Annotated in this window: 19 protein-coding genes and 2 pseudogenes; 5 read left to right on the forward strand and 16 right to left on the reverse strand. The window is 59.0% G+C overall.

Going from position 1 to position 20,758, the window contains the following annotated elements; all coding sequences use genetic code 11:
• Window positions 1–73: 73 nt before the first annotated feature.
• From ACH79_RS25640 to ACH79_RS25655, 4 genes are all read right to left on the reverse strand, one after another.
• Complete coding sequence (locus tag ACH79_RS25640; RefSeq protein WP_161853454.1) at window positions 74–493, reverse strand: CBS domain-containing protein; 420 nt, start codon at window positions 491–493, stop codon at window positions 74–76.
• A 123-nt stretch (window positions 494–616) separates the two neighbouring features.
• Complete coding sequence (locus tag ACH79_RS25645; protein WP_161853455.1) at window positions 617–835, reverse strand: ChaB family protein; 219 nt, start codon at window positions 833–835, stop codon at window positions 617–619.
• The gene (locus tag ACH79_RS25650) at window positions 802–1,176 is read right to left on the reverse strand and encodes a DUF3775 domain-containing protein (RefSeq protein WP_371419276.1); all 375 of its coding nucleotides are present in this window, start codon (window positions 1,174–1,176) and stop codon (window positions 802–804) included. The genes ACH79_RS25645 and ACH79_RS25650 overlap by 34 nt, the downstream gene beginning before the upstream one ends.
• A gap of 103 nt (window positions 1,177–1,279) precedes the next feature.
• Window positions 1,280–1,966 (reverse strand): CBS domain-containing protein, encoded by a 687-nt coding sequence (locus ACH79_RS25655; protein ID WP_161853456.1) that lies wholly within the window; start codon window positions 1,964–1,966, stop codon window positions 1,280–1,282.
• A 395-nt stretch (window positions 1,967–2,361) separates the two neighbouring features.
• Here ACH79_RS25655 and ACH79_RS25665 point away from each other — a divergent pair, with 395 nt between their 5' ends.
• Complete coding sequence (locus tag ACH79_RS25665) at window positions 2,362–3,588, forward strand: MFS transporter (RefSeq protein WP_161853457.1); 1,227 nt, start codon at window positions 2,362–2,364, stop codon at window positions 3,586–3,588.
• Between the two features lie 675 nt (window positions 3,589–4,263).
• On the opposite strand, the gene ACH79_RS25670 is transcribed toward ACH79_RS25665, so the two are convergent.
• The 3 genes from ACH79_RS25670 to fixL form a co-directional block, all read right to left on the reverse strand.
• The gene (locus ACH79_RS25670) at window positions 4,264–4,497 is read right to left on the reverse strand and encodes a hypothetical protein (RefSeq protein WP_161853458.1); all 234 of its coding nucleotides are present in this window, start codon (window positions 4,495–4,497) and stop codon (window positions 4,264–4,266) included.
• Window positions 4,498–5,206: 709 nt separating this feature from the next.
• A complete protein-coding gene (gene fixJ, locus ACH79_RS25675) occupies window positions 5,207–5,824 on the reverse strand; it encodes a response regulator FixJ (protein ID WP_161853459.1) in 618 nt (205 codons plus the stop codon).
• Window positions 5,814–7,349 (reverse strand): sensor protein FixL, encoded by a 1,536-nt coding sequence (gene fixL, locus ACH79_RS25680; protein WP_161853460.1) that lies wholly within the window; start codon window positions 7,347–7,349, stop codon window positions 5,814–5,816. The genes fixJ and fixL overlap by 11 nt, the downstream gene beginning before the upstream one ends.
• 300 nt (window positions 7,350–7,649) lie before the next feature.
• On the opposite strand from fixL, the gene ACH79_RS25685 reads away from it, so the two are divergent.
• Entirely contained in the window at window positions 7,650–8,090 is a 441-nt protein-coding gene (locus ACH79_RS25685) for an HPP family protein (protein WP_161853461.1), read from the forward strand.
• Between the two features lie 57 nt (window positions 8,091–8,147).
• Here ACH79_RS25685 and ACH79_RS44190 read toward each other — a convergent pair.
• The 3 genes and pseudogenes from ACH79_RS44190 to ppsA form a co-directional block, all read right to left on the reverse strand.
• Window positions 8,148–8,350: pseudogene (locus tag ACH79_RS44190) on the reverse strand (hypothetical protein); the annotation flags it as partial.
• A 1,426-nt stretch (window positions 8,351–9,776) separates the two neighbouring features.
• Complete coding sequence (mgtA, locus tag ACH79_RS25690) at window positions 9,777–12,350, reverse strand: magnesium-translocating P-type ATPase (protein WP_161853462.1); 2,574 nt, start codon at window positions 12,348–12,350, stop codon at window positions 9,777–9,779.
• A gap of 132 nt (window positions 12,351–12,482) precedes the next feature.
• Window positions 12,483–14,894, reverse strand: a complete 2,412-nt coding sequence (gene ppsA / locus ACH79_RS25695; RefSeq protein WP_161853463.1) for a phosphoenolpyruvate synthase — start codon at window positions 14,892–14,894, stop codon at window positions 12,483–12,485.
• A gap of 187 nt (window positions 14,895–15,081) precedes the next feature.
• Here ppsA and ACH79_RS25700 point away from each other — a divergent pair, with 187 nt between their 5' ends.
• The 3 genes from ACH79_RS25700 (at window position 15,082) to ACH79_RS44195 (ending at window position 16,635) form a co-directional block, all read left to right on the forward strand.
• The gene (locus ACH79_RS25700) at window positions 15,082–15,735 is read left to right on the forward strand and encodes a hypothetical protein (protein ID WP_246738116.1); all 654 of its coding nucleotides are present in this window, start codon (window positions 15,082–15,084) and stop codon (window positions 15,733–15,735) included.
• Window positions 15,736–15,827: 92 nt separating this feature from the next.
• Window positions 15,828–16,163 carry a c-type cytochrome gene (locus ACH79_RS25705; RefSeq protein WP_161853464.1) on the forward strand — a complete coding sequence of 112 codons (336 nt, stop codon included), beginning with the start codon at window positions 15,828–15,830 and terminating at the stop codon, window positions 16,161–16,163.
• Between the two features lie 235 nt (window positions 16,164–16,398).
• Window positions 16,399–16,635 (forward strand): c-type cytochrome, encoded by a 237-nt coding sequence (locus ACH79_RS44195; RefSeq protein ID WP_371419474.1) that lies wholly within the window; start codon window positions 16,399–16,401, stop codon window positions 16,633–16,635.
• 75 nt (window positions 16,636–16,710) lie between these two features.
• Here the strand turns inward: ACH79_RS44195 and ACH79_RS45180 are convergent.
• From ACH79_RS45180 to ACH79_RS25730, 6 genes and pseudogenes are all read right to left on the reverse strand, one after another.
• Window positions 16,711–16,818: pseudogene (locus tag ACH79_RS45180) on the reverse strand (ABC transporter permease); the annotation flags it as partial.
• 318 nt (window positions 16,819–17,136) lie between these two features.
• On the reverse strand, window positions 17,137–17,340 hold the full coding sequence (locus tag ACH79_RS25710; RefSeq protein ID WP_161853465.1) for a hypothetical protein: 204 nt from the start codon (window positions 17,338–17,340) through the stop codon (window positions 17,137–17,139).
• A gap of 84 nt (window positions 17,341–17,424) precedes the next feature.
• Window positions 17,425–18,111, reverse strand: a complete 687-nt coding sequence (locus tag ACH79_RS25715; protein ID WP_161856559.1) for a helix-turn-helix domain-containing protein — start codon at window positions 18,109–18,111, stop codon at window positions 17,425–17,427.
• A gap of 225 nt (window positions 18,112–18,336) precedes the next feature.
• The gene (locus tag ACH79_RS25720) at window positions 18,337–18,681 is read right to left on the reverse strand and encodes a hypothetical protein (RefSeq protein WP_161853466.1); all 345 of its coding nucleotides are present in this window, start codon (window positions 18,679–18,681) and stop codon (window positions 18,337–18,339) included.
• Window positions 18,682–18,684: 3 nt separating this feature from the next.
• Window positions 18,685–19,590: a DnaJ C-terminal domain-containing protein gene (locus ACH79_RS25725; RefSeq protein WP_161853467.1), complete on the reverse strand. Its 906-nt coding sequence runs from the start codon at window positions 19,588–19,590 to the stop codon at window positions 18,685–18,687.
• Window positions 19,587–20,756, reverse strand: coding sequence for an SbmA/BacA-like family transporter (locus tag ACH79_RS25730; protein WP_371419277.1), 1,170 nt, complete (start codon window positions 20,754–20,756; stop codon window positions 19,587–19,589). Before ACH79_RS25730 ends, ACH79_RS25725 begins: the two co-directional genes overlap by 4 nt.
• Window positions 20,757–20,758 lie beyond the last annotated feature (2 nt).

A 20,758-nucleotide genomic window follows, 5' to 3' on the forward strand; every position in this document is an offset into this window, starting at 1 on the left:
CTCGATACAGCAAGTGGGTTTAGAAGCAGTGCCGGCGCCTTTCTGGTGTGGGAAAGCGCCGGAGTGGGCTGGATCACCGGTGGTGAGCCGAAACCGCACGCAGGACTTCGCCGGATTGCTCTATGCTCATCTTGTGCGAGATGTCGCCAAGGCTCAACATGCCAACCATGGCCTTGTGGACATCGGTCACCGGCATCCGACGTACTTTCTTATATTCCATCGCCTTGATTGCCATGGTGAGATCATCATCCGGCGAGCAGCAGATCACGTCCTTCGTCATGATGTCCTTAGCGGTGAGTTTGTCGATCTTGCCGTCGAGCGCGACAGCGCGGCACGCGATATCGCGATCGGTGACGATACCGACAAGCCGGCCGTTCGCGCTTACCAGTATGGCGCCGACATCAGCGTCTCGCATGCATTTGGCGATCGTGACCACCGGAGTGTCGGGATCGACGCAGTTCGTTCCCCTGCGCATGGCGTCCTTGACCTTCATTGCAGGCTCCTGAGTATTTTGAGACACTAATTCTGATCGAAGTTCAAATAGGTGGATTGATAGAAGTCAACGACGCGCGACCACTTGTTTAAGTGTTGTTTCTCTGGAGAGCTAGCAAGCCCGCTACGATGCTGCGAGCAGCGGCACCCACTTGTCGCCTCGTTTGACATAGGACCGCTTCACAGCGAACCACGCGGTTCGATGAGCGATTTCCTCCTGACGCGGATCGCCTCGATGCGAGGCAAAGGCGTGGTTGAACGCCTCCCGATAAATGTCCTGGGCGTGCGGCGGCAGATGGTTGCGCACCGTCAGAGGAAGATCTTGGTTATGGCGGTACGGCATGGCGGGCCTCGTCTGAGCGGCTGCTCAAATTCTTCCGCGGAATGGCCAAATTGCGCGAGCGCCTCTTCGAGATCATCGCCTAGAGTAGGCATCCCGAGAAGGTATTCAGCCGTCCGCTTGTTGTGGGCGCGCGCGGCTTCTGCGCGGAGGTCATCCCAGTCAGCAAGGTCGCCGTCGCCGCGCCCAAGCCAGGCCAAGGCAACTAAGTCGATCTGTTCGTCCTCATTAAGTCCGCGAATGATCGACTTCAATTCGTTTTGCACGGGACCATCGCGATCATCTTCTAGTACAGAAAGCATAGCATCATCGCTGGCGTTCGAGCTGGTATCGGTATCGGTCACGACGTCCTTGATCGAACTGTCTGGCTTTGGCGATGATGGACGAAACCTTTGCGGCCGATATCGCGAGATCCGGGATCCTGTCCATGGTCATTGACCTCTTCATTCAGTAGATGAACGCGGTCTCTCGCATGAGGTGATCGTTGACTGCTACGACGCCGGGGATGGATTCGGCCGCAACCCTAATTGCCTGCCGCTCCTTTTCGGATTCGGCAAAGCCCCAGAGATCGACAATGCCGTTTGTGACAGTCGCATTTAGCTTATGAACGTGCGACCAGGATTGCTTCTTGAGTTCCGTGATCAGCTTTTCGCGGATCATCGTGTCGGGGAGGCTGATCTCAAGCTTGGGGCGCGCGCTCGCGACGGCTTGTACGATGTTCGCTCGGCTGACAATGCCGACCAGCTCGCCGGCATCATTCACGATCGGGACTCGCTTGATGTGCTTCTTCTCGAACATGTCGGCGATTTCAACCAGAGGCGTATCGGGGTGCGCCTTTTGGACATCTGTGGCCATCACGTCCTTCACCTTTAGCGCGTGGCTTTGGATGTATTCGGCTGCGAGGGCTCGTTCGCCTGAAATGAGTGCCAACCACCAGGAGAAAGGACGCTCGGTGCCGGTCTCCGAACGATGCATCAGGTCAGCTTCACTGACAATTCCAACCACTTTACCGCCTGAATCGACCACCGGGACGGCGCTGATGCGGTTGGCGAGCAGGAGCTTGGCGAGATCGTGAATGGTGCTGTTTTCGCTGACGGTAATAACCGGTGAAACCATGACATCTCGGGCTTTCATCGGAGGGTCTCCCTTGATCAGATTCCGCTGCAAGTGAAATTCACTACTGGGTCGAGGAGGTGCAAGTGGCCACCGCGTCCGGCGGCCAGGTCCGGCCTTTTTACCGAAGATCTCGGCGGTCATCTTGTCGAGGTCGACGCCTTGGCGATCGCAACATCATGCGGGCGGTGGGTGGCGGTGACCGTGTTGCCAGCGCGGTCCAGCCGGAATTGGATTTTGGCATCGATGCCTCCTGAATTGAGCAGCCACGCCCATGGTGACGCCCGGACCCATTGCTGGCCAGATGACCAGATTGGACGTGGGCGACCTTGATCAGGATCAATCGTGCACCGACTGCGGCGAGGCTTGATAGTGGTCGGCCTCGAAGGCGCTCGGGAAACTGAGCCATGCAAACAATGTTCGCCGAGCGCCCCGACGCTCCAGATCGCGACGAGCCGAAACCACGGCGGCTGCCCCGCCATATTTTGGTGCTCGGGATTATCAGTCTGCTTACGGCCATGTCTTCCGCGATGGTCTATGGACTTTTGCCGGTGTTCCTGGTGCGGGTGCTGGGTGCCACCGTGGCCTCGGTCGGCATTATCGAAGGCATTGCGGAAGCGATGACCTCGCTTGCGAAGATCGTTTCAGGGTTTGTCAGCGATCGGATGGGCCGGCGGAAGCCGCTGGTTCTGCTGGGCTACGCCGTGTCGGCTATCAACAAGGTGATGTTTCCGCTTGCCGGCGACGTGTTCACGGTCCTGGTGGCCCGCGTCGTCGATCGCGGCGGCAAAGGCATGCGCGACGCTCCGCGCGACGCGTTCCTGACTGATGTGACGCCGGTGAGGGTCCGAGGGTCAGGATTTGGCTTGCGGCTCGCGTTCTACACGACTGGTTTTGTCATCGGTCCGCTCGCCGCGATCACCCTGATGAGATTGAGCGCCGATGATTTCCAATTGGTGTTTTGGATCGCCGTGATCCCCGCCTTCATGGCCGTCCTCGTGGTGCTTTTTGGCCTGAAGGAACCGGTGCGCAACTTCTCTGCAGGGTCCTTTCGAATGCCGCGAAAGGCCGATTTTGCCGGCCTTACAGCCCCGTTCTGGTGGGCCGTTGCCATCGCGAGCCTGTTGTCGCTGGCGCGTTTCAGCCATGCGTTTCTGGTGCTGAAGGCTCACCATGTCGGCATCGACGCGGCATTTGTACCGATCATGCTCGTTATCATGCATTTGGTGTACGCGGCGACAGCTTACCCGTTCGGCATTCTTGCAGACCACATCGATCGTCGGCTGCAACTGGGTCTTGGCGCTGGCATCCTCGTCGGTGCCGACATCGTGTTGGCGGTTGCGCAAGTCGGCTGGATTAGCGCTGCCGGAGCCGGACTGTGGGGGCTGCAGATGGCGGTGACGCAGGGGCTGCTATTGGCATCCGTTGGTGACGCGGCGCCAAGGGAGCTGCGCGGGACGGCGTTTGGGATCTATGATCTGGCGGTTGGCGTCGCGACCTTCGTCGCAAGCTCGGCCGCCGGGGCGCTATGGATGGCTGGCGGCCCGGAATTGGCATTTGGCTTCAGTGGTCTGATCGCGGTCGCGGTTATTGTGCTGCTATTGTTTCAGCCCGCGCCGAGGCTGGTCAGCCGGCCCTCATGAACGGCAGATTTGGTGGGCGCGTTGAGGCGGTCGGCGAACTTCGTCGCGTGGCCGAAAAGGTTCGGCGTATCGTGCGCTTAAGACTGTCGCACCGGGACACGATGAGGGTCGGCGAGCTGCATGAAAACTGGCTGGGCTCCCTGTGCTGTCCCTTGGTTCCTCTGCACCTCCCAAGGAGAAAGAGCACGTGAGGCTTGCGAGCGCCGATCCTCTGTTGGTCTGCTTATCCCTTGTGATCGTCGGGAAGCGTGTAAAATTAAGGGTATTCCTGGGTCGACGATTAGCTCGCAAGCCCATTTCCGCATGCTGCTCGCTTCATCACGGCGCCAGACGCAGCTGCTCGAGCTGCGATGGGTGCTTGGAGGGCCTAGGCACCTGAGATACCGAGCCAGGAGGTTCGCGGTCGCATTGCAGGACAGCCGAGGCTTTGAAGAGACAAGCTCGCGTGCGCCTCCGGGAGCCGTTATCGGCCCACCAAGTGGGAGCTAAAGCACGCCATTCTGGTGGAGAGTGTGATGCTTAGCGTGCCACTTTGGGCCGGGGCCTCGCATGTAGTGACGCTCGGGCCGATACGGATCGCGGACCGTTTCGAGCAGCTTCCGCCACCTCGTCATGGTCATCTTTAGCTGACCGAGAACCATCACTGACTTTCGGGCAACTGGCATGGCACCCTCCTCAATGTGGCTTGCCGAGCACGAAGGCGAAGGGCATGACGAAGATCTCGTCGCCGAGATCGTCACTGACGTGCAAGGCCCAACCGCGCCAATCCTCGGAGCTGCGCGTCATTAGGAGCGAGCGAACCACACGGGTGGCGTGGTCACGTGCTTCAGCCAAATCGGCGATCGCAGCGCCGTATCGATCGATCAGTGTCCCCTTAGCGTTGGAGCAATGGAAATAGAGCTGACTCATGTTCCGTCTCCTTCGAAAAAAGTACTGCCCCCTGATTCGATAGCACCGTGAATGTCAGGGGAAAATTCGGGCCGTTACCTTAAGGGGAGGTCCGGAGGACGCGATCTGGTTGCGTAGCTGCCCGGCGGGATGGTGAGCCGCCAAGTCATCACGATCCCTTTAGGTCAACGCAATGTCTCCCTAACTGCAGCCGCGCTTATCGCTTGAACTACAAACATGTTCTGGGCCGAAGGTGACATCTGTCAGTGCGTAGTGGACCTTGACGTCCTGCACAATCGCAGGCAGATCGATCTTGCCAAGCGAATGTTTTGCGAGATGCAGGGGTTATGACTGGACCCTGCATGCCGACCGGATCGAGATGAAGCCCGCCGACTTTCCATCGTAGAAGATGAAAGATGGGGGCTGCGCGGCATCCCCCGACGAACTACGCGCTAGCTTGATCAGCCGGCCCTACTTGATCAGCGCGCCGTGGGCAGTCCAATAACAGCACGTGTTGGGGCAGTATAGCGCGTTCAAAATGTGCAAAGTCCTCCTCGCTCGATGCCTTAGGGGCGAGTCCCTACGTGGAACTCCGGAGGTGCAGAACTAGGGCGCTGACCGCGGCGTCGGGCGAAAGCTCATCGATGTGCGGCTGCAGAGGCTTGCGGACCGACTAGTCGGTCCAGGCCGCATCCACAGAGCCGTTCGGCGCTGTCGGGCTTGCTTCCACTCAATCCTTAAGCGCTCCGGCCCGTATGGCCAGGCGGACCAATTCCGAAAGACTCGAAGCCTGCATCTTGGTCATCACATTGGCCCGGTAAACCTCGATGGTGCGTGGGCTGATATTGTAGTCGCGCGCGATCATCTTGTTGGAGAGTCCAGCCACCAGCCCCTCCATCACCTGCCGCTCGCGTGGACTGAGGGAAGCGATCCTTGCTGCGACGTTCTGCGTCATCGCCTCATCGTGGGCGCCGGCCTCGGCTTGCCGCAGTGCGGCGTCGATCCAGGCAACCAGGCGCTCGTCCTCGAATGGCTTTTCGAGGAAATCGACGGCGCCGAGCTTCATGGCCTCCACGGCAAGGGGAATGTCGCCGTGGCCGGTCATGATAATGACCGGCAGGGTGGCACGGCTCGCTTTGATGCGTCTCAACAGCTCGATGCCGTCGACGCCGGGCATGCGGATGTCAGAAACCACGCAGCCGAACTCGATCGTGGAAAGCCGATCCAGAAAAGTTTGCGCTGAGTCGAACAAGCTGACCTCGAAGTCTGCGGAATCGAGCAGGAATTGCAGTGAATCTCTCATCGCCTCATCGTCATCGATGACGTAGACTTTTCCCTTACGTGCCATCTGTCAAACTCTCGCTGCGGGCGGCCGGCCCCGTGAAACGGAAGGTCGCGCCGCCTGCATGATTGGACTCGGCCCACATCCGTCCGCCATGGGCCTCGATGATAGAGCGGCTGATCGACAGGCCGACTCCCATGCCGGTTTCCTTGGTCGTAAAGAAGGTCTGGAACAGGTTTTTCTCGACGTCGTCAGGAAATCCGTGACCGGTATCGAACACTGAGACCTCAACCATCTCGTCGTCGACCGGCCGGTTTGAGGCGATCAGTTCGCGCCGCGCTGACTGGGCCATGGCTTCCAGCGCGTTGCGGAACAAATTGACCAGGACCTGCTGGATCTGGACGCGGTCGACCAGCAGCAGATCATGATGCGGGTCGAGGCTGAAGCGGGTCCGCACGTCCTGCTCACGCGCGCCAGCGAGGCCGAGCGCGCCGGCTTCCTCGATCATCTTCGAGAGGCTGACGACACGTTTCTCCGATTCGCCGCGGGCGACGAAATCGCGCAAGCGCCGGATGATCTGCCCGGCGCGGATCGCCTGCTCCGAGGCGTGGTCCATCGCGTTCTCGATTTTGGCGCGGTTCGGATCGTCGCTCGCCGCGAGCAGGCGTCGCGACCCCTTCATGTAGTTGCTGATGGCGGCAAGCGGTTGGTTGAGCTCATGCGCGAGTGCAGACGACATCTCACCCATTGCGCTCAGGCGCGAGATGTGAACGAGCTCCGATTGCAATTCCTGCAATCGCGCCTGGGTCTGTTGATGCTCGGTGAGGTCGCGGACGAAGCCGGTGAAATAGGGCATCCCTCCGGATTGCATCTCGCCGATCGACAGATGCATCGGGAAGGTAGTGCCGTCCTTGCGCTGGCCGGTGACGATGCGGCCGATGCCGATGATGTGCGGCTCGCCGGTGGCGGCATAGCGAGCCATGTAGCCGTCGTGCCTCGAACGGTCGGGCTCCGGCATCAGCATGCTGACGTTCTGACCGATGCCCTCATGCTTGAGATAGCCGAACTGCCGTTCCGCCGCGCTCGAGAAGAACTGCATGATACCGCGGCCGTCGATGACGATCATTGCGTCCGGGATCGTCTCCAGGATCGACTGCAAGTGCCGTTCGCGCGTACGCAAATCCTCCTCTAGCCGCTTCTCCTCGTCGATATCGAGCACGACGCCGGAGAGATGGGACGCCGCGCCATCCTTGTCTTTAGTAAGGCTACCGCGGGCGCGGATCCAATGGCTGCGGCCGTCTTGCCGCTGTAGGCGCCAGGAAAGGTCGAACGACGCGCCGCTCTCGATCACTCGCGCAATCGCCTGTTTGGTGCGCGCGCGGTCGTCAGGCTCAAGCAGCGAAAGGAACAGGTCGTACGTGACCGGGACATCAGCGGGAACCCCGAATAACCTTCGCGCGGTCTGCGACCAGACCAATTCCCGGTTCGAGAAATCGAGATCCCAGCCAGCGACGCCGGCGGCCTCCGCCCCCAGCCGAAAGCGCTGATCATGGGTGCGGGAATCTAGTGGTGATGAAACTCGGCCACTCAAAGCATTATCCAGTTCAGCAATCCGCCGAGGATGAGTTCCCCATTATGGTCCCAATGTCCCGTTTTGCTCAAGGGAGGTGGCTGCGTCCACATACCGCTGCACCGCAGCATTAACGGGTGGCCCATGCCGAATTCCTGATCAACCCCGTCTAGGATCGCCCACACGCAAGGCTCCAAGTCGGCGGCGCAAGTCTCGTCCTCCACGCGCCGTTGTCCCGTTGGGAGGCGATCCTTGACCTTCCTCAACATCTCTGCCGCACGGCATGCTTGAATTGATTATCAAGGAAAGCGAGGGTCTGCCTTGTACAAATTCCTCGAGCAAATCGTTGCCGACTACATGACGCGTGAGCCCAGGACGGTCGCGCACGACATCACGATGCGTGAGCTCGGCGAGCTCTTCGACAAGGAAGACTTCAACGCCTATCCCGTCACCGACGGCGGGCAGGTGCTCGGCATCGTCTCGAAATTCGACTACCTGTCCTGTTTTGTGTTCACGCCAGCGCGCATGATTCCGCGCTATCGCGATCTGATGCAGCGTAAGGTGGCTGACGTGATGACGTCGGAATTCATCTATGTTGTACCGGAGACCAGGTTGACGCGGGTGCTCGAACTGATGGTCAATCACCGCCTCCGCAGCATGCCAGTGCTTGAAGCGGACCAGCGGCTCGCCGGCATCATTTCCCGGGAGGATGTAATGCGTGCCCTGCAGAGTTCCACCGCGTCGGAAGCGGCACAACCCTGATCGAGGAACTTGCATAAAAATCGGACGAGCGAGCCTCAGCTCGCCTTGGCCCAATCCGTCTTCCGGCGAGAGTACGTACAAACCCGACATCGGATCGACCCAGAACAGATGGTCATGAGCTGTCTTGACGCCGGGGGCGTTCTCGGCGGCGACAGTCGCTGCCTGCCGGGTGACCGGTGACGACGCCGCTGGGGTGCACGATGCCGTCGCGGACGATCATGGTGAGCCCATGCGGGGCACCAGTCCGTCCTGCGGTAGGTGTGCATATTCTTGCCCTCGGAGCTCGAAAAGTTCACCCGGGATGAAACGCTCGTCCTCGAAGTGGAATCCAACTTCGTCGGGCTTGGCGGGCGAGGAATCATAATACAACACCCAGCCGCCGCCCTGACAGTCGGATTGCGTTGTGCAGTTTGATTGGGTGGCGACCGCGCCGAAGCAAGGTCCCCCCGTTGCGCCCCATCTCGAAACCCCGGTCCCAGCGGCCGGGGTTTTTGTTTTGAGGGAAATCGCCAAGATTCCGGCTAGATCGCCCCGGACGTCGATCTTCAATTCGCCAGCCTCGGGAGAAGGATGATCTCCTTCACGAGGGAACGCAGGATCTCGCTAGCCCCTGGATACTGCGAGGGCCTTCGATCGGACGACCTCTGGTTCTGGCGTGCTGGATCGCATTTTGGCGTCGCGCGAAAACTTGCGTGCTTCGGCTTGATTGGAAGCCAACGATAAATGCGTCATCGGATCATGCCAAATTGGCGACAGAGGGCGGCAGCTCAACTCAGCAGATGTATTACACATCTAGATAGTTCTCGGACGTCGATCGTGCGTGCCGCTGCAAGACTTGATTTCGAAATGGTCCGACTGCACGATAGCTACGATGTTGCGAGGTCTATGCACGACGTACGCCAGATTATGGGGCTATCTTGATACTGCCGGCGCGAGCAACCGCTCGCCGCCGTTCGAGATCCGCCGTGATGATGCGCGAAAATTCTTCCGAGGAATTGCGGACAGTTAGGTCATACCACCCCAAAGCGTCGTCGCGCAGCTTCGTCTCAGCACTGCATCAAGTAGCCCGCTGGCTGATAGGGTTTCATTATGAAGGCGAGCGTCCTGCGGCACGTAGGGTGAATCGCGGCCGTTCGGGCCGGGGAATTTGCGCTTGGCGAATTGTGTCAGTTCCAAGCCGACATCGCTTCGCCAAGCTCCACATCTGCCACTAATGCTCGGGGTTCGGTGCCGGTCGAAACCAGCAATTTCGACATTCATTCCTCCGGCTGTCCAATCCCGAAACACCGCTTTGTTCAATTTGAGCTGTAAGGTGGCGCTTTAGGCACGCCGATTATTCCGCTTCTCAATGGTCATAGCAAAAACAATCCGGGCCTCCCCAGGGAAGCTCCCGCAAGCAAGGGAGGCGTCGTTCTCGGACGATCTCCACGAGGAGGAGGCGATGCTCGACTGCTGCGGACCGGCCAGTAAGCGGACGACGCTTCTGTGCCAAAAACCGACGTTGTGGGAATGGTCGCTTTCTCGCGCAAAAGCGGACGTTCGATCCCGTCACGCTCGAGCTCCTGAGCACTATTCCCCAATGATTTGGGGAGAGCCCGGTCACCATGCCGAGCCGAGCCCTGCGGAAACAGACATCAAGATCCTCGCCAAGGGAGAGCCGCCCGCCCATGGCGTCAACAGCGGTCATCATCCTTGCTGGGATTGCCGCTTCCGCATTGACTTTCGGCCGTAGAACAAGACCTTGGCTCCCTCCGTCGCTGCAATGTAGCCAATGAGGATTGCGGCGATCGTGCCCATCTGTAGGGCTGATAGCGGCACAAAGCCAAAAATCGAGCTCAAGTGTCCGAGGAACGGAATCGCGAGCGTCCCGGCTGCAACGACAAGCGTGGTCCATAATAGCAGGCGACTGGGCCTGCTGCGAAAAGCGGGTCGCTGTGTCCGCAGGACAAGCACGACGGCGAGTTCGGTCAGAAGCGAGACTATGAACCAAAACGTTTGAAACGTCGGCTGGTCGGCATGAAAAACAAGTAGCAAAGCTGCAAATGTTACGAGATCGAAGGCCGAGCTGATCAGTCCAAAGACGATCATGAAACTGCGAATGTCCTTGATGTTCCAGCGCTGAGGCCGACGCAAGCGGTCAGGATCGACATTGTCGCTTGAGATCGCAATCGACGGCACGTCGGAAAGAAAATTGTTCAGCAGGATCTGCTTGGCCGCCAGTGGCAGGAACGGAAGCAGCGGCGCGGCCAGCGCCATGCTCAGCATGTTTCCGAAGTTCGCGCTGGTGGTGATCGAGATATATTTGAGCGTGTTGGCGAAGGTTCGCCGTCCATCCTCGACGCCGCTGCGCAAGCAGTCGAGATCGCGGCTCAGGAGGATGATGTCGGCACTCCCGCGCGCGACATCCACGGCCTGCTCAACCGAGATGCCGACATCGGCCGCATGCAGGGCCGGTGCGTCGTTGATGCCGTCGCCGAGATATCCGACCGAGTGCCCGGTCTTCTGCAAGGCGCGGACGACCCGCTCCTTCTGTTGAGGATCGATTTCAACGAAAAGGTCGGTGCGTGGCGCGAGGTGCCATAATGCCTCATCTCTGAGCTTCCCCAAGTCGTCGCCGGTCAGCATCGACTTCGGATTGAGACCGACGGCTGTGGCCAAATGTGCCGTTACATGGCGGTTGTCCCCGCTGATCACTTTGATGCTTATCCCGAGCTGGGCGAGATCGTGGATCGTCCGCTGCGCGTCCGCTTTGGGAGGGTCGGAGAAGATCAGAAAGCCACGAAACGTCATGTCTTGCTCTTGATCTCGTCCATATTGCGACTTGGCCGCGATTTTGCGCGTAGCCAGAGCCAGGACCCTAAACCCCTCGGTCCCCTTCGCCTCAAAAACCCTATTGAGTTCGGTACGCAATGCAGGCGTCAGGGGGATATCGGCGGTGTTGCGCTGGAACGACGAGCAGATACCGAGTACGCTGGAAAATGCGCCCTTGGTAACAACGAGATGCTCTGTCTGATTGCCGTCTTCCGCCACGACGATGGTCAGCCGGCGGCGAAGAAAATCGTACGGAATTTCGTCGATCTTGGTGAAGCCGTGCGTCGTCAAGCCTGCGCCGCTGCCCGCGGCCATGATCGCGGCATCGAGCGGATTTTCGATGCCGTTCTCGAACGCCGCGTTGAGGAAGGCAAGCTGGCTGATTTCGGTGGAAGACCGATTGTCCGCATCCAACGCACCATTGAGAACGATGGTACCTTCGGTCAGGGTACCGGTCTTGTCGGTGCACAGGATATCCATGCTGCCAAGGTTCTCGATGGCTTCCAGGCGGCGGACGAGGACGCCCCGCCGGCCCATATCTCGGGCGCCCGCGGCCAGGGTCACACTGACGATCGCAGGCAACAGCTCTGGCGATAGGCCGACCGCAAGCGCCACGGCAAACAGCAGGGACTCGACCGCTGGACGACCGAGAAGCAGATTCATTGTCAGGACGAACAGAACGATGATGACCATCGCGCGAAGTAGAAGATATCCGAACTGACGCACGCCGCGCCCGAAATCCGTCTCGGGCTCGCGGGCTCCAAGCCGAGCCGCGATTGTGCCAAAGACAGTCCGGAGACCGGTTTTGACGACAAGAATCCTCGCCGTGCCGCTTTGGACCGAGGCACCCAGAAAGACTGCATTTGTCCGAGCAGAAACTGCCGCCTCCGCCTTTATGATCCCAGGCTGTTTCTCGACCGGAAAGGATTCGCCTGTCATGCCCGCTTCGCTGACTAGGAAGTCCACGGCCTCGATTACAAGGCCATCGGCCGGGATCAAATTCCCCGCCGACAGCTGGATGATATCGCCGGGCACGATTGTGCTAACAGGCACTACCCGTTCCACGCCGTCGCGTACGACGCGACATGTCAGCGCCAAGCTGCGTTTCAGCTCCTCGACCGCCGCCGACGCGCGGTACTCCTGAAAAAAGCCGAGTAGGGTGCTTCCAAGAACAATCGCCAGAACGATGGTCGAGTCCATCCACTGTTGCAGCACTAAGGAGATCGCCGCGGCGAATATCAGAATGAGAACGAGGGGGCTTTCGAATTGCCGCAGAAGCAAACGAAGTGCGCTTAGGCGCGATGAGTCTTCGACGACGTTGGGACCCACCAGGCGAAGCAACGCGGTGGCTTTCTCCGAGCAAAGGCCGCCAGGACCCGATCCCAACGTGGTCATCAGCGCAGCTGCGTCCTGGCTCCAGTAGGGAGTATCAAGGCATGGATCGCTCATTTACTTCAGTCCGGGGCGCGCAAGATCAAGTGTCGGGAATTTGGAGATGCGACAAAATGAGCGTTGCTTGTCTTCCGCGCCAACCAGCGCATAGTGGATTGGGTTACAAGCATCCCGCGACAATGGCGGCCGTCACGCCTCGATTTTTGCTGCATTGGCTTCGGCCTCGATCACCACAGTCATGGTGCGAAACACGCTTGAGGGATTGACGCTGATCGAATCGATACCAAGCTGGGTCAGGTAGCGCGCGATTTCCGGGTAATTTGCTGGAGCTTCTCCGCAGATGCCGACGTGACGTCCGTTTCGCTTGGCGCCCGTCACAGCCTGCCGAAACATCTCCAGCATTCCCGGATCGCGCTCATCGAAATCAAAGGCGACGATATCGGAATCCCGGTCGACGCCGAGCGTAAGCTGGGTGAGATCATTCGAGCCAATGGAAAAGCCGTCGAACAGTTCCGAAAACGCGTCGATCTGGATGACATTGTTCGGAATCTCGCACATCACGTAGATCTCAAGCCCGCCTTCGCCGCGCTTGAGTCCGTTGGCGGTCATCGTCGCGATCACACGTCGCCCTTCCCCGACGGTTCGGCAGAAGGGCACCATGATGCGCAAATTGGAAAGACCCATCTCCTCGCGCACCCGGCGGAGCGCTGCACACTCCAGCTTAAAGCCATCGGCGTAAGCGGGGTGGCTGTAACGCGAAGCCCCCCGGAATCCCAGCATCGGATTCTCCTCTTTCGGCTCGAACGCTTCGCCGCCGAGCAGACTGGCGTATTCGTTGGTCTTGAAGTCGGAAAGCCGGACAATCACGGGCTTGGGATAGAATGCCGCGGCAATCGTGCCGACGCCTTCCGCTAGCGTCTGAATGAAGAAATCGGAAGGGCTCTTGTAGCCTTTGACAAGACGAGCGATGGCAGCTTTCGCTTTGGCCGAGGCGATCATCTGCGGCTTGAGAAGCGCCATCGGGTGGACGCCGATATGTTCGCTGATGATGAATTCCATACGCGCGAGGCCGACCCCGGCTTGTGGTTGCATCGCCACCCGGAAAGCCATTTCAGGCGTGCCGACATTGACCATGATTGCGGTGTGCGGCTGCCGGAGTTCGTTCACGGGCGTCCGGGTGACGTGGAAGGCGACCTTTCCTTGATAGACGCTTCCAATGTCGCCTTGGGCGCAGGAGATCGTGACGTTTGTCCCCGTCTTGAGCTTCTCCGTCGCATGCGTCGCGCCCACTACTGCGGGGATGCCCAGTTCCCGAGCCACAATCGCCGCATGACAGGTCCGGCCGCCTTTGTCGGTGATGACCCCGGCCGCGATTTTCATGACCGGCTCCCAATCCGGACTGGTCGACGGCGCGACCAAAATCTCGCCGGGCTTGAAGGCGGCGAGGTCTCGGGCTGTGGCAATCCGGCGGGTGGATCCCGATACGATCTTTTCCCCCACCGCGCGACCGGTAACGATTACGGTTCCGGTTTCCTTGAGATCGTAGGTTTCGTAAACGTCCGGCGAGCGCTGCGAAGCAACCGTCTCGGGCCGCGCCTGAATGATGTAGAGCTTGCCATCGGCACCGTCCTTGGCCCATTCGATATCCATGGGCATGGCAATGCCAGCATGCTTTGAATAGTGCTCCTCGATGTGCACGGCAATGTCCGCAAGGCTCAACACTTCGGTATCGGAGATGCAAAACCTTTGCCGCTCGGCGCTGGGCACCGTTCGAACAAGCGTCGCCCGGCTGCCGCCGCCCGTGCCGTAGATCATGCGAATTTGCTTGCCACCGAGCCGCCGCCGCAGGACGCAGCGAAATCCTTGCTTCAGGGTCGGCTTGTGAACGTAGAACTCGTCAGGATCGACCTTGCCCTGGACGATGGTTTCGCCGAGGCCGTAACAGCCCGTGATGAAAACAACATCGCGAAACCCGGATTCGGTATCGAGCGTGAAGATGACGCCGCTGGCGCCAATATCCGAACGAACCATTTTCATCACGGCGACGGAGAGGGCGACCTTGAAGTGGTCGAAACCCTTGTCGAGGCGGTAAGAAATCGCGCGATCGGTAAAGATTGAGGCAAAGCAGCGCCGGCAGGCCTCGAACAAGTCCTTCGCGCCACGCACATTAAGGAAGCTTTCGTGCTGGCCGGCAAAGCTTGCGGTCGGCAGATCTTCCGCCGTCGCAGAACTTCGTACCGCAACGGCGACGCCGGTCCCGGATTCCCGCTCAAGCTGCCGATAAGCTTCCACGATCTGTTCGCGGAGAAGCGGCGTGTCCATTGCCCTGTATATGATCTCGCGGGCCTTGGCGGCCTTGCTCGCAAGCTGCTTGATCTTGCGCTTGTCGAGACCGTCCAGAAGCTGGTGAAGTTCGTCCGCGACATCGCCCTGCGACAGCGCATCGCGATAAGCGTCTGCCGTGATGGCAAAGCCGTTGGGGACAGCAACCCCTTGTGACGACAAAACGGAATACAATTCGCCAAGCGAGGCGGTCTTGCCGCCGACAAGCCCGACGTCGTTCAATCCGAGTTCGAGGAATGATCTGATATATTTTGCCATGCAACCAATAAATCAGGCTGGATTCGGCCGGTATTGACGAAGGTCAATCATCTCGCACGTCCGCAGCGGAGTGCCTGATGGGGTCGTGAAGGGCCAAAATTGGCCGTTAACCAGGCCGTCCCTCGGGGTATCGGGAAGGTGGAGAAGAATTGTACTTGACGCACGTCAAGCAATGGTGCGGGGCACCATGGTAATTGACAACATGGGCGATAATCGCTTGGAAACCTGCGGAGATGCGCAAATGCCTATGCAAAGCAACATCCACTTCTACGTAAATTGGGCTAAAGAGCGCCTCGATGAAATGGACGCCACGCTGACGTCATTTGAGAACAAAGTCGCTGAAGTGCAAGCCGATGCCCGCGATAGGGCAGACAAGGTTCTTTCAGCAATGCGCGAGAAACGCGATGAATTTAGGAACATCGTCAAGAAACAGGCGGAAGCGAATGAGGCCGGCTGGATCACTGCTCAGGCGCAATTGGAGTCTGAATGGGGTTCCTTCGAGACCGAATCAAGAAAATATGTCGAGAGCTTCGTCAAGCAGGTCGAGCAACAGCAGGCAACGTTTAAACTTCAGGCCGCCGCCCAACTGAACGCCTGGCGCGAAGCGGCCGACAAACTTGGCTCCGCTGCCAACGATTTCGCTGCCGACCGTCGGAACGAAATCGACGCGGCGCTGAAGCGTATGAACGCTGATGCCGTCGCAGCGGAGGCGAAGCTCCTGAAGCTGAGTGAGGCGGGAACCCAGTCCTGGTCGGTACTGACGGCCGCTCTAACGGAAACACGCGCTACCTTCGATCGCGCCAATCGGGCGTTGCGGGAGCAGTTCAAGCGATCTGCCTGATCAAGATAGCTGGCCTTTCCAGCCTGGCGGTCCTTGGCGGGATTAGTCGCAGTGGCGAAAGGCGCCACTGCATTACGATGTAGGGTAGATCCGTGCGGTTGGCCTATCGAGAGCCGTATTACAGGATCGCAGCGGCGCTGGTCGCATGGCTCTGCCTTGGCGCGCACGTCAGGATCGCGAACGCTCAAGCAAATAATCCGCCTGCAATTGTCGAGGTATGTAGGCCCTGTCATGGTGTGGATGGCACCGGGGGTGATGTTGAAAAGCCAAATCTCGCCGGACAAAAGAGCATCTATATTCGCGAGCAACTTTTGGCCTTCCGATCAGGCAAGCGCAAACATCCCGACATGAAATCGATCGCCCGGGATTTGTCAGACCGGGAGATTGATCAACTGGTAATTTATTACTCTACTTTGTCGTCCAACTGATACGTTTCCGATGCGATCCGCATCGTTGCAGACCCCGAGGTGTTTCTTGAAAGCCGAAAGATCTGAGTGGTGCTCTTGTCGGCCAATGCTACATGTCCTATGCGCTTGTAGTGGGACATCAGAGAGACTTTCCATGACGAGATTCTGTCTCGCATTTCTCATGACGTGCGCCTGGGGTGAGGCCAGTTATGCAATAGATCGCGGACACCAGCGGGCAAGGAGCATGCTCGAAACGATGTGTGGACGATGTCACGCTGTGGGTCCAACCGGACAGAGCCCGCACACCGACGCACCACCGTTTCGAACTTTCGGAGAAGACAAGCTTTACGACAATGATTTTGGAAAACGACTACAAGACGGCTTAAGCACCATCCACCGTGACATGCCAACTTTCAAATTTAGCCGGCGTGATGCTGATGCTGCAGTCAACTATCTCAAATCCGTTCAGCGTTCCAGGAAGTCAAAGCCATAGCGACACTTCCTGGATGTGGCCAACTATCTTGGCCGTGCTTTCGTGGCGTAACCCCGCGGGGTTTATGCGGCCCGTTCACTCGTAGCGTAATGCTTCGATTGGATCGAGCCGGGCGGCCTTCCGAGCAGGGTAGTAGCCGAAAAAGATGCCAACGGCTGCCGAGAACAGGAACCCGCCCGCAATGGCGGCGAGCGATATCGGCGCCGCGCAGCCGGTGAGGCAGAAATGGCGAGTGTCGCGCCGACGATATTCCCGCGGTGCCGCCGCTGAAGGGAGGGGTACATTTGCAGCGCATCTTTGCTGCCGGTTTCGCCAGGGCCCGACTGCTTGTTCATCTCGCCTAAACCTCACGGAATAGTTGTTAAATCTAGCCCGCTGGTGACCGAGGCAGCTGATCGGCATCAAGGCGATCGGTTGACACTTGGTTCAGCTGAAAGCCATGCTGCCGGTAGGAAGCAGTGTGAGGTGTGCAGCAGAGCTAACCAGACCCTTGCGGACGGTTCATGGCGTCGGTAACGCAAGTGCAAGCCGTCTGTCCTCAAGTCGCGCCTTGGCCTTGATGACATGGGCCGTCTGCGAATATTCGTTGTCAGTGTTGACGCGGACCGCGATCCCGAAGCCCGCGACTCCGATACCCGCCACCAGTGCAGCGACCACGATTTTCATGTGGGTCGTGCGATCTGCGGTATAGATCGAGTGGTTCATCGCGGACCTCCAAAAGTGGCGATTCTTGAAGTCGTATTTCCTGCCTTATGCGACTGCGATCGGGTGGACGAGAGATGTGTGCCCTCACGCATCCATATTGTGCAGGCGCTGTCTGTTACGAAGCATGATCTGGCGAGCGCCGGAAAAGCCAAGCACGCCATCATTGTGAAGTTGTGATAGGGCGCGGGAGACTGTTTCAAGCGTGAGCCCCAGATAGTCTCCGATGTCCCTGCGGCACATTGGAAGCGCCATCATGCCAGTCCCGGCCAAACGACGATCCATCTCAAGCAGGAAGCTTGCTACGCGCTCCATCGCGTTCTTGCGGCCCAGAAGCAGCATGTGGTCTTCGGCATGTCGAAGTTCGCCGGCCGTGATGGTCCAGAGGCTCCGGGCAACATGGGCGGTCATGCCGGCTGCCTGTTCGAGGCTGCGGCGTTTCACCAGGCGAACCGTGGTGTCGACAATCGCTTCGGCGGTCAGCCGATGGACCGGTCCGGACTCCAGCCCGAAGACATCGCCTGGAAGGTGGAATGCGCCAATCTGGCGCCGTCCGTCGGAAAGCAGTTTGTAACTCCGGACCGAGCCGCTAATGACCTGATAGACGTAGTCCGAAGGCTCATCCTCCCCATAGATTTCCTCATCCTTCTTGTAGGAGAATTCCGTGGCGACAAGGCCCGCATGACCGGTGATTGTATGGAATTGGTCGGGACGGCTGCTGGCAGTGCCGACTTTGGGATTTGCGACGGGAACGCTGATCGATTGAGTGAGCATGTGCCATCTCCTGAGCGGACTGATGGCCAATTGTTAGTTTAGGTCACTGCGTCGCGAAATTTCGTTTCTTTTCTTAAGGGCGGATCCCTAAGTAGTTTACCGGAGGTCTCCAGCCTTCAAAAACCCTCCTGGAAGCAAATGAGGATACGACCCTTAACCAACTTCTGAAGTCCAACGAGGTCGATATAGGTCAGCGCGGGCGTCAGGCGCCATTAAGAATGCAGGCTACAGTTGGTCGGTGCCGGTGAAATTGTCACCCGGCGACATGGCTGCGACAATCGCGGCTTGAATGGTCTTGTCCTGCAACCTTATGGCACGGGTCAGCGACAGGAGGCGCCGGCGGGTGTCATAGAGCTGATCGAGCAGGGACAGCACCACCGGAAGCGCGCTGCGATCAATCTCGAGTTCGTAGGTCAGGGTGCAGATGAGACGGATCCGGGCACATTCCATGTCCGAGAACGACAAACCCGCGTCCCGCTCTGCAATGACCAGCTCGTCGCGGATCCAGCCTTCGAGATCGCCCCGTTGCAGCGAGGGTACGGTCGCCAGCAGGTCATCGATTGCCATCATTGCTCACATCTCCCTGCGCGGATTCTGCTCGTTTTTCGGTTGCCATGTCTCCAGAAATTCGACCAGTTCGGGTTCTTCGGCTGTGGGCAGCACCACCTTGAGGGCGATCAGTTGATGCCCGCGCTGTCCGGTTTTGCGGTTGCGAATGCCCATTTCACGCAGCCGCAAGGTGGTGCCCGTATTCGATCCCTTCGGGACGGTCATCGTCACTGATTGACCTATTGTCGGCACCTGGATCCGGCCACCGAGCATCGCTTCCCTCAGGGTCACTGGAACCTCGACATGGATGTTGTCGTCCTTGCGGCGAAAGAACGGATGCGGCTGGATGTGCAGCTCGACATAGGCATCGCCCGGCGGCCCTCCGCCATAACCGGGCATTCCCTGTTCTTTCAGCCGCAGCATCTGCCGGTCCTCGGCGCCTTCGGGAACGATCACCTGCAAGGTCTTGCCCTCGGGCAAGGTGATGGTGTGGGTGGCGCCATTGGCAGCGTCCAGGAAGGCCACAGGAAGCACATAGCTCACATCCTGCCCGCGCGCCCGAAACGTCCTCTGTTGCCCCCTGCCGGCAAATGCTTTTGCCAGGAATTCCTCCAGTTCCTCGTTGTTGTCGAAACCGTCCTGCGCGGCATGCGAGGTGTAGGCGGGCCCGTCGGCGAAGTCGCGATAGAATCGTTCCTGCGGCCGCTCCGCACCGCTGGCGTCGATCTCACCCGCATCAAACTTCCGCCGCTTCTCCTTGTCCTTGAGCAGATCGTTGGCAGCCGATATGTCCTTGAATTTTGCCTCCGCCTCCTTGTCGCCCGGGTGAAGATCGGGATGAAATCTGTGCGCCAGTTTCTTGAAGGCGTCCTTGATCTCCTTGTCGGTCGCAGATCGGGCTACGCCGAGCGTCTCGTAAGGGTCTTTCATTCTTCCGATCCCTTCAAATCAGCCCGCGCGCGATCAATGTGATCCAACCCAAGCAGCAGCGATGCGACCCGATTGGCGGAGGAGGCCCATTCCGCAAGGCGTGCATAATTGTCGGTGAACCAATTGAACGCGCTTGTCACGATGACGAAGGCGGCTGCGGCCTGAACCACTTCCCCGAGACTCATCGCACCTGCAAGATATTTCGGGGTGCACAGCAGCAAGCCGACGATGGGTGTCATCAGGACGCTGGCGTGTGTGATCAGTGTCAACCGCATCAGCTGCCAACAATAGGTTCGCCAAATGGCGATCACCGCCTTCAAAGCCGAGCCAACAGCCTGGCGCCCATCCTTCTTGCTATCCTTGAGTGCGGTACCTTCACCGATTTCGCGCAGATGGGTCCCGATCGATCTCAGTTCGGCTTCGCTTCGTTTGTTCTCTTCCAGCACGTGGACCAGGTGCCGGGCAATCAGCAAGGTAGCGGCCGAAAGCAGGATGGAATAGACGACAACCGACACGACAAGGTAGCCGGGAATGTTGAGCGTAAGGCTGGCGAAGCTTACGATGAGGCCATCTCCAACGGACCAGAGCACGCCGATAAACGTAATCGCCGTGAGGAACGACGAGAATAGTCCGATCGTGAGGTCAATGGGAAGATCAGTCGCGATCCTCACGTCCTCGGCGATCCGAAATTCGGGAGTTTGATGGTCCCCGGGTACGAACCTCAGCCGGACATAGTGATCCTTTTCCAGCCAATAATCGTAGAGATGGTTGCTCAGCCACTCTCGCCATGTGCGCTGCATGGTCATCCGGCCCCAGACCGAAACGATGGCGAGAAAAATGCTGGCGGCGGCCAACGGAATGAACCGCAGCGCCTGCTCCCAGAGACCCGTCGCATCCCTGCGGCCGATTGCATCGAAGAAATCGCGATTCCAGAAATTCAGCCCGTACTGCACCCATAGTTGCAGGAGCACCGTGGCGACCAGCAGGACGACCAGCGGCCATGCGCGCCACGCTGAACGGCCGCTCCAGAAGCCGGAGGCACTTTGCCAGAAGCGAGAGAGCAACTGCCCTTCGTCCGGAGCAACGTAAACCTGATCCGGCATTTCGCTTCGTGTTGATAGCGGCGGGGCCTGCTCGATGGATGGTACGATACCACTAGTGGACATTG

This window comes from Bradyrhizobium sp. CCBAU 051011 (assembly GCF_009930815.1).
Lineage (GTDB): Bacteria > Pseudomonadota > Alphaproteobacteria > Rhizobiales > Xanthobacteraceae > Bradyrhizobium.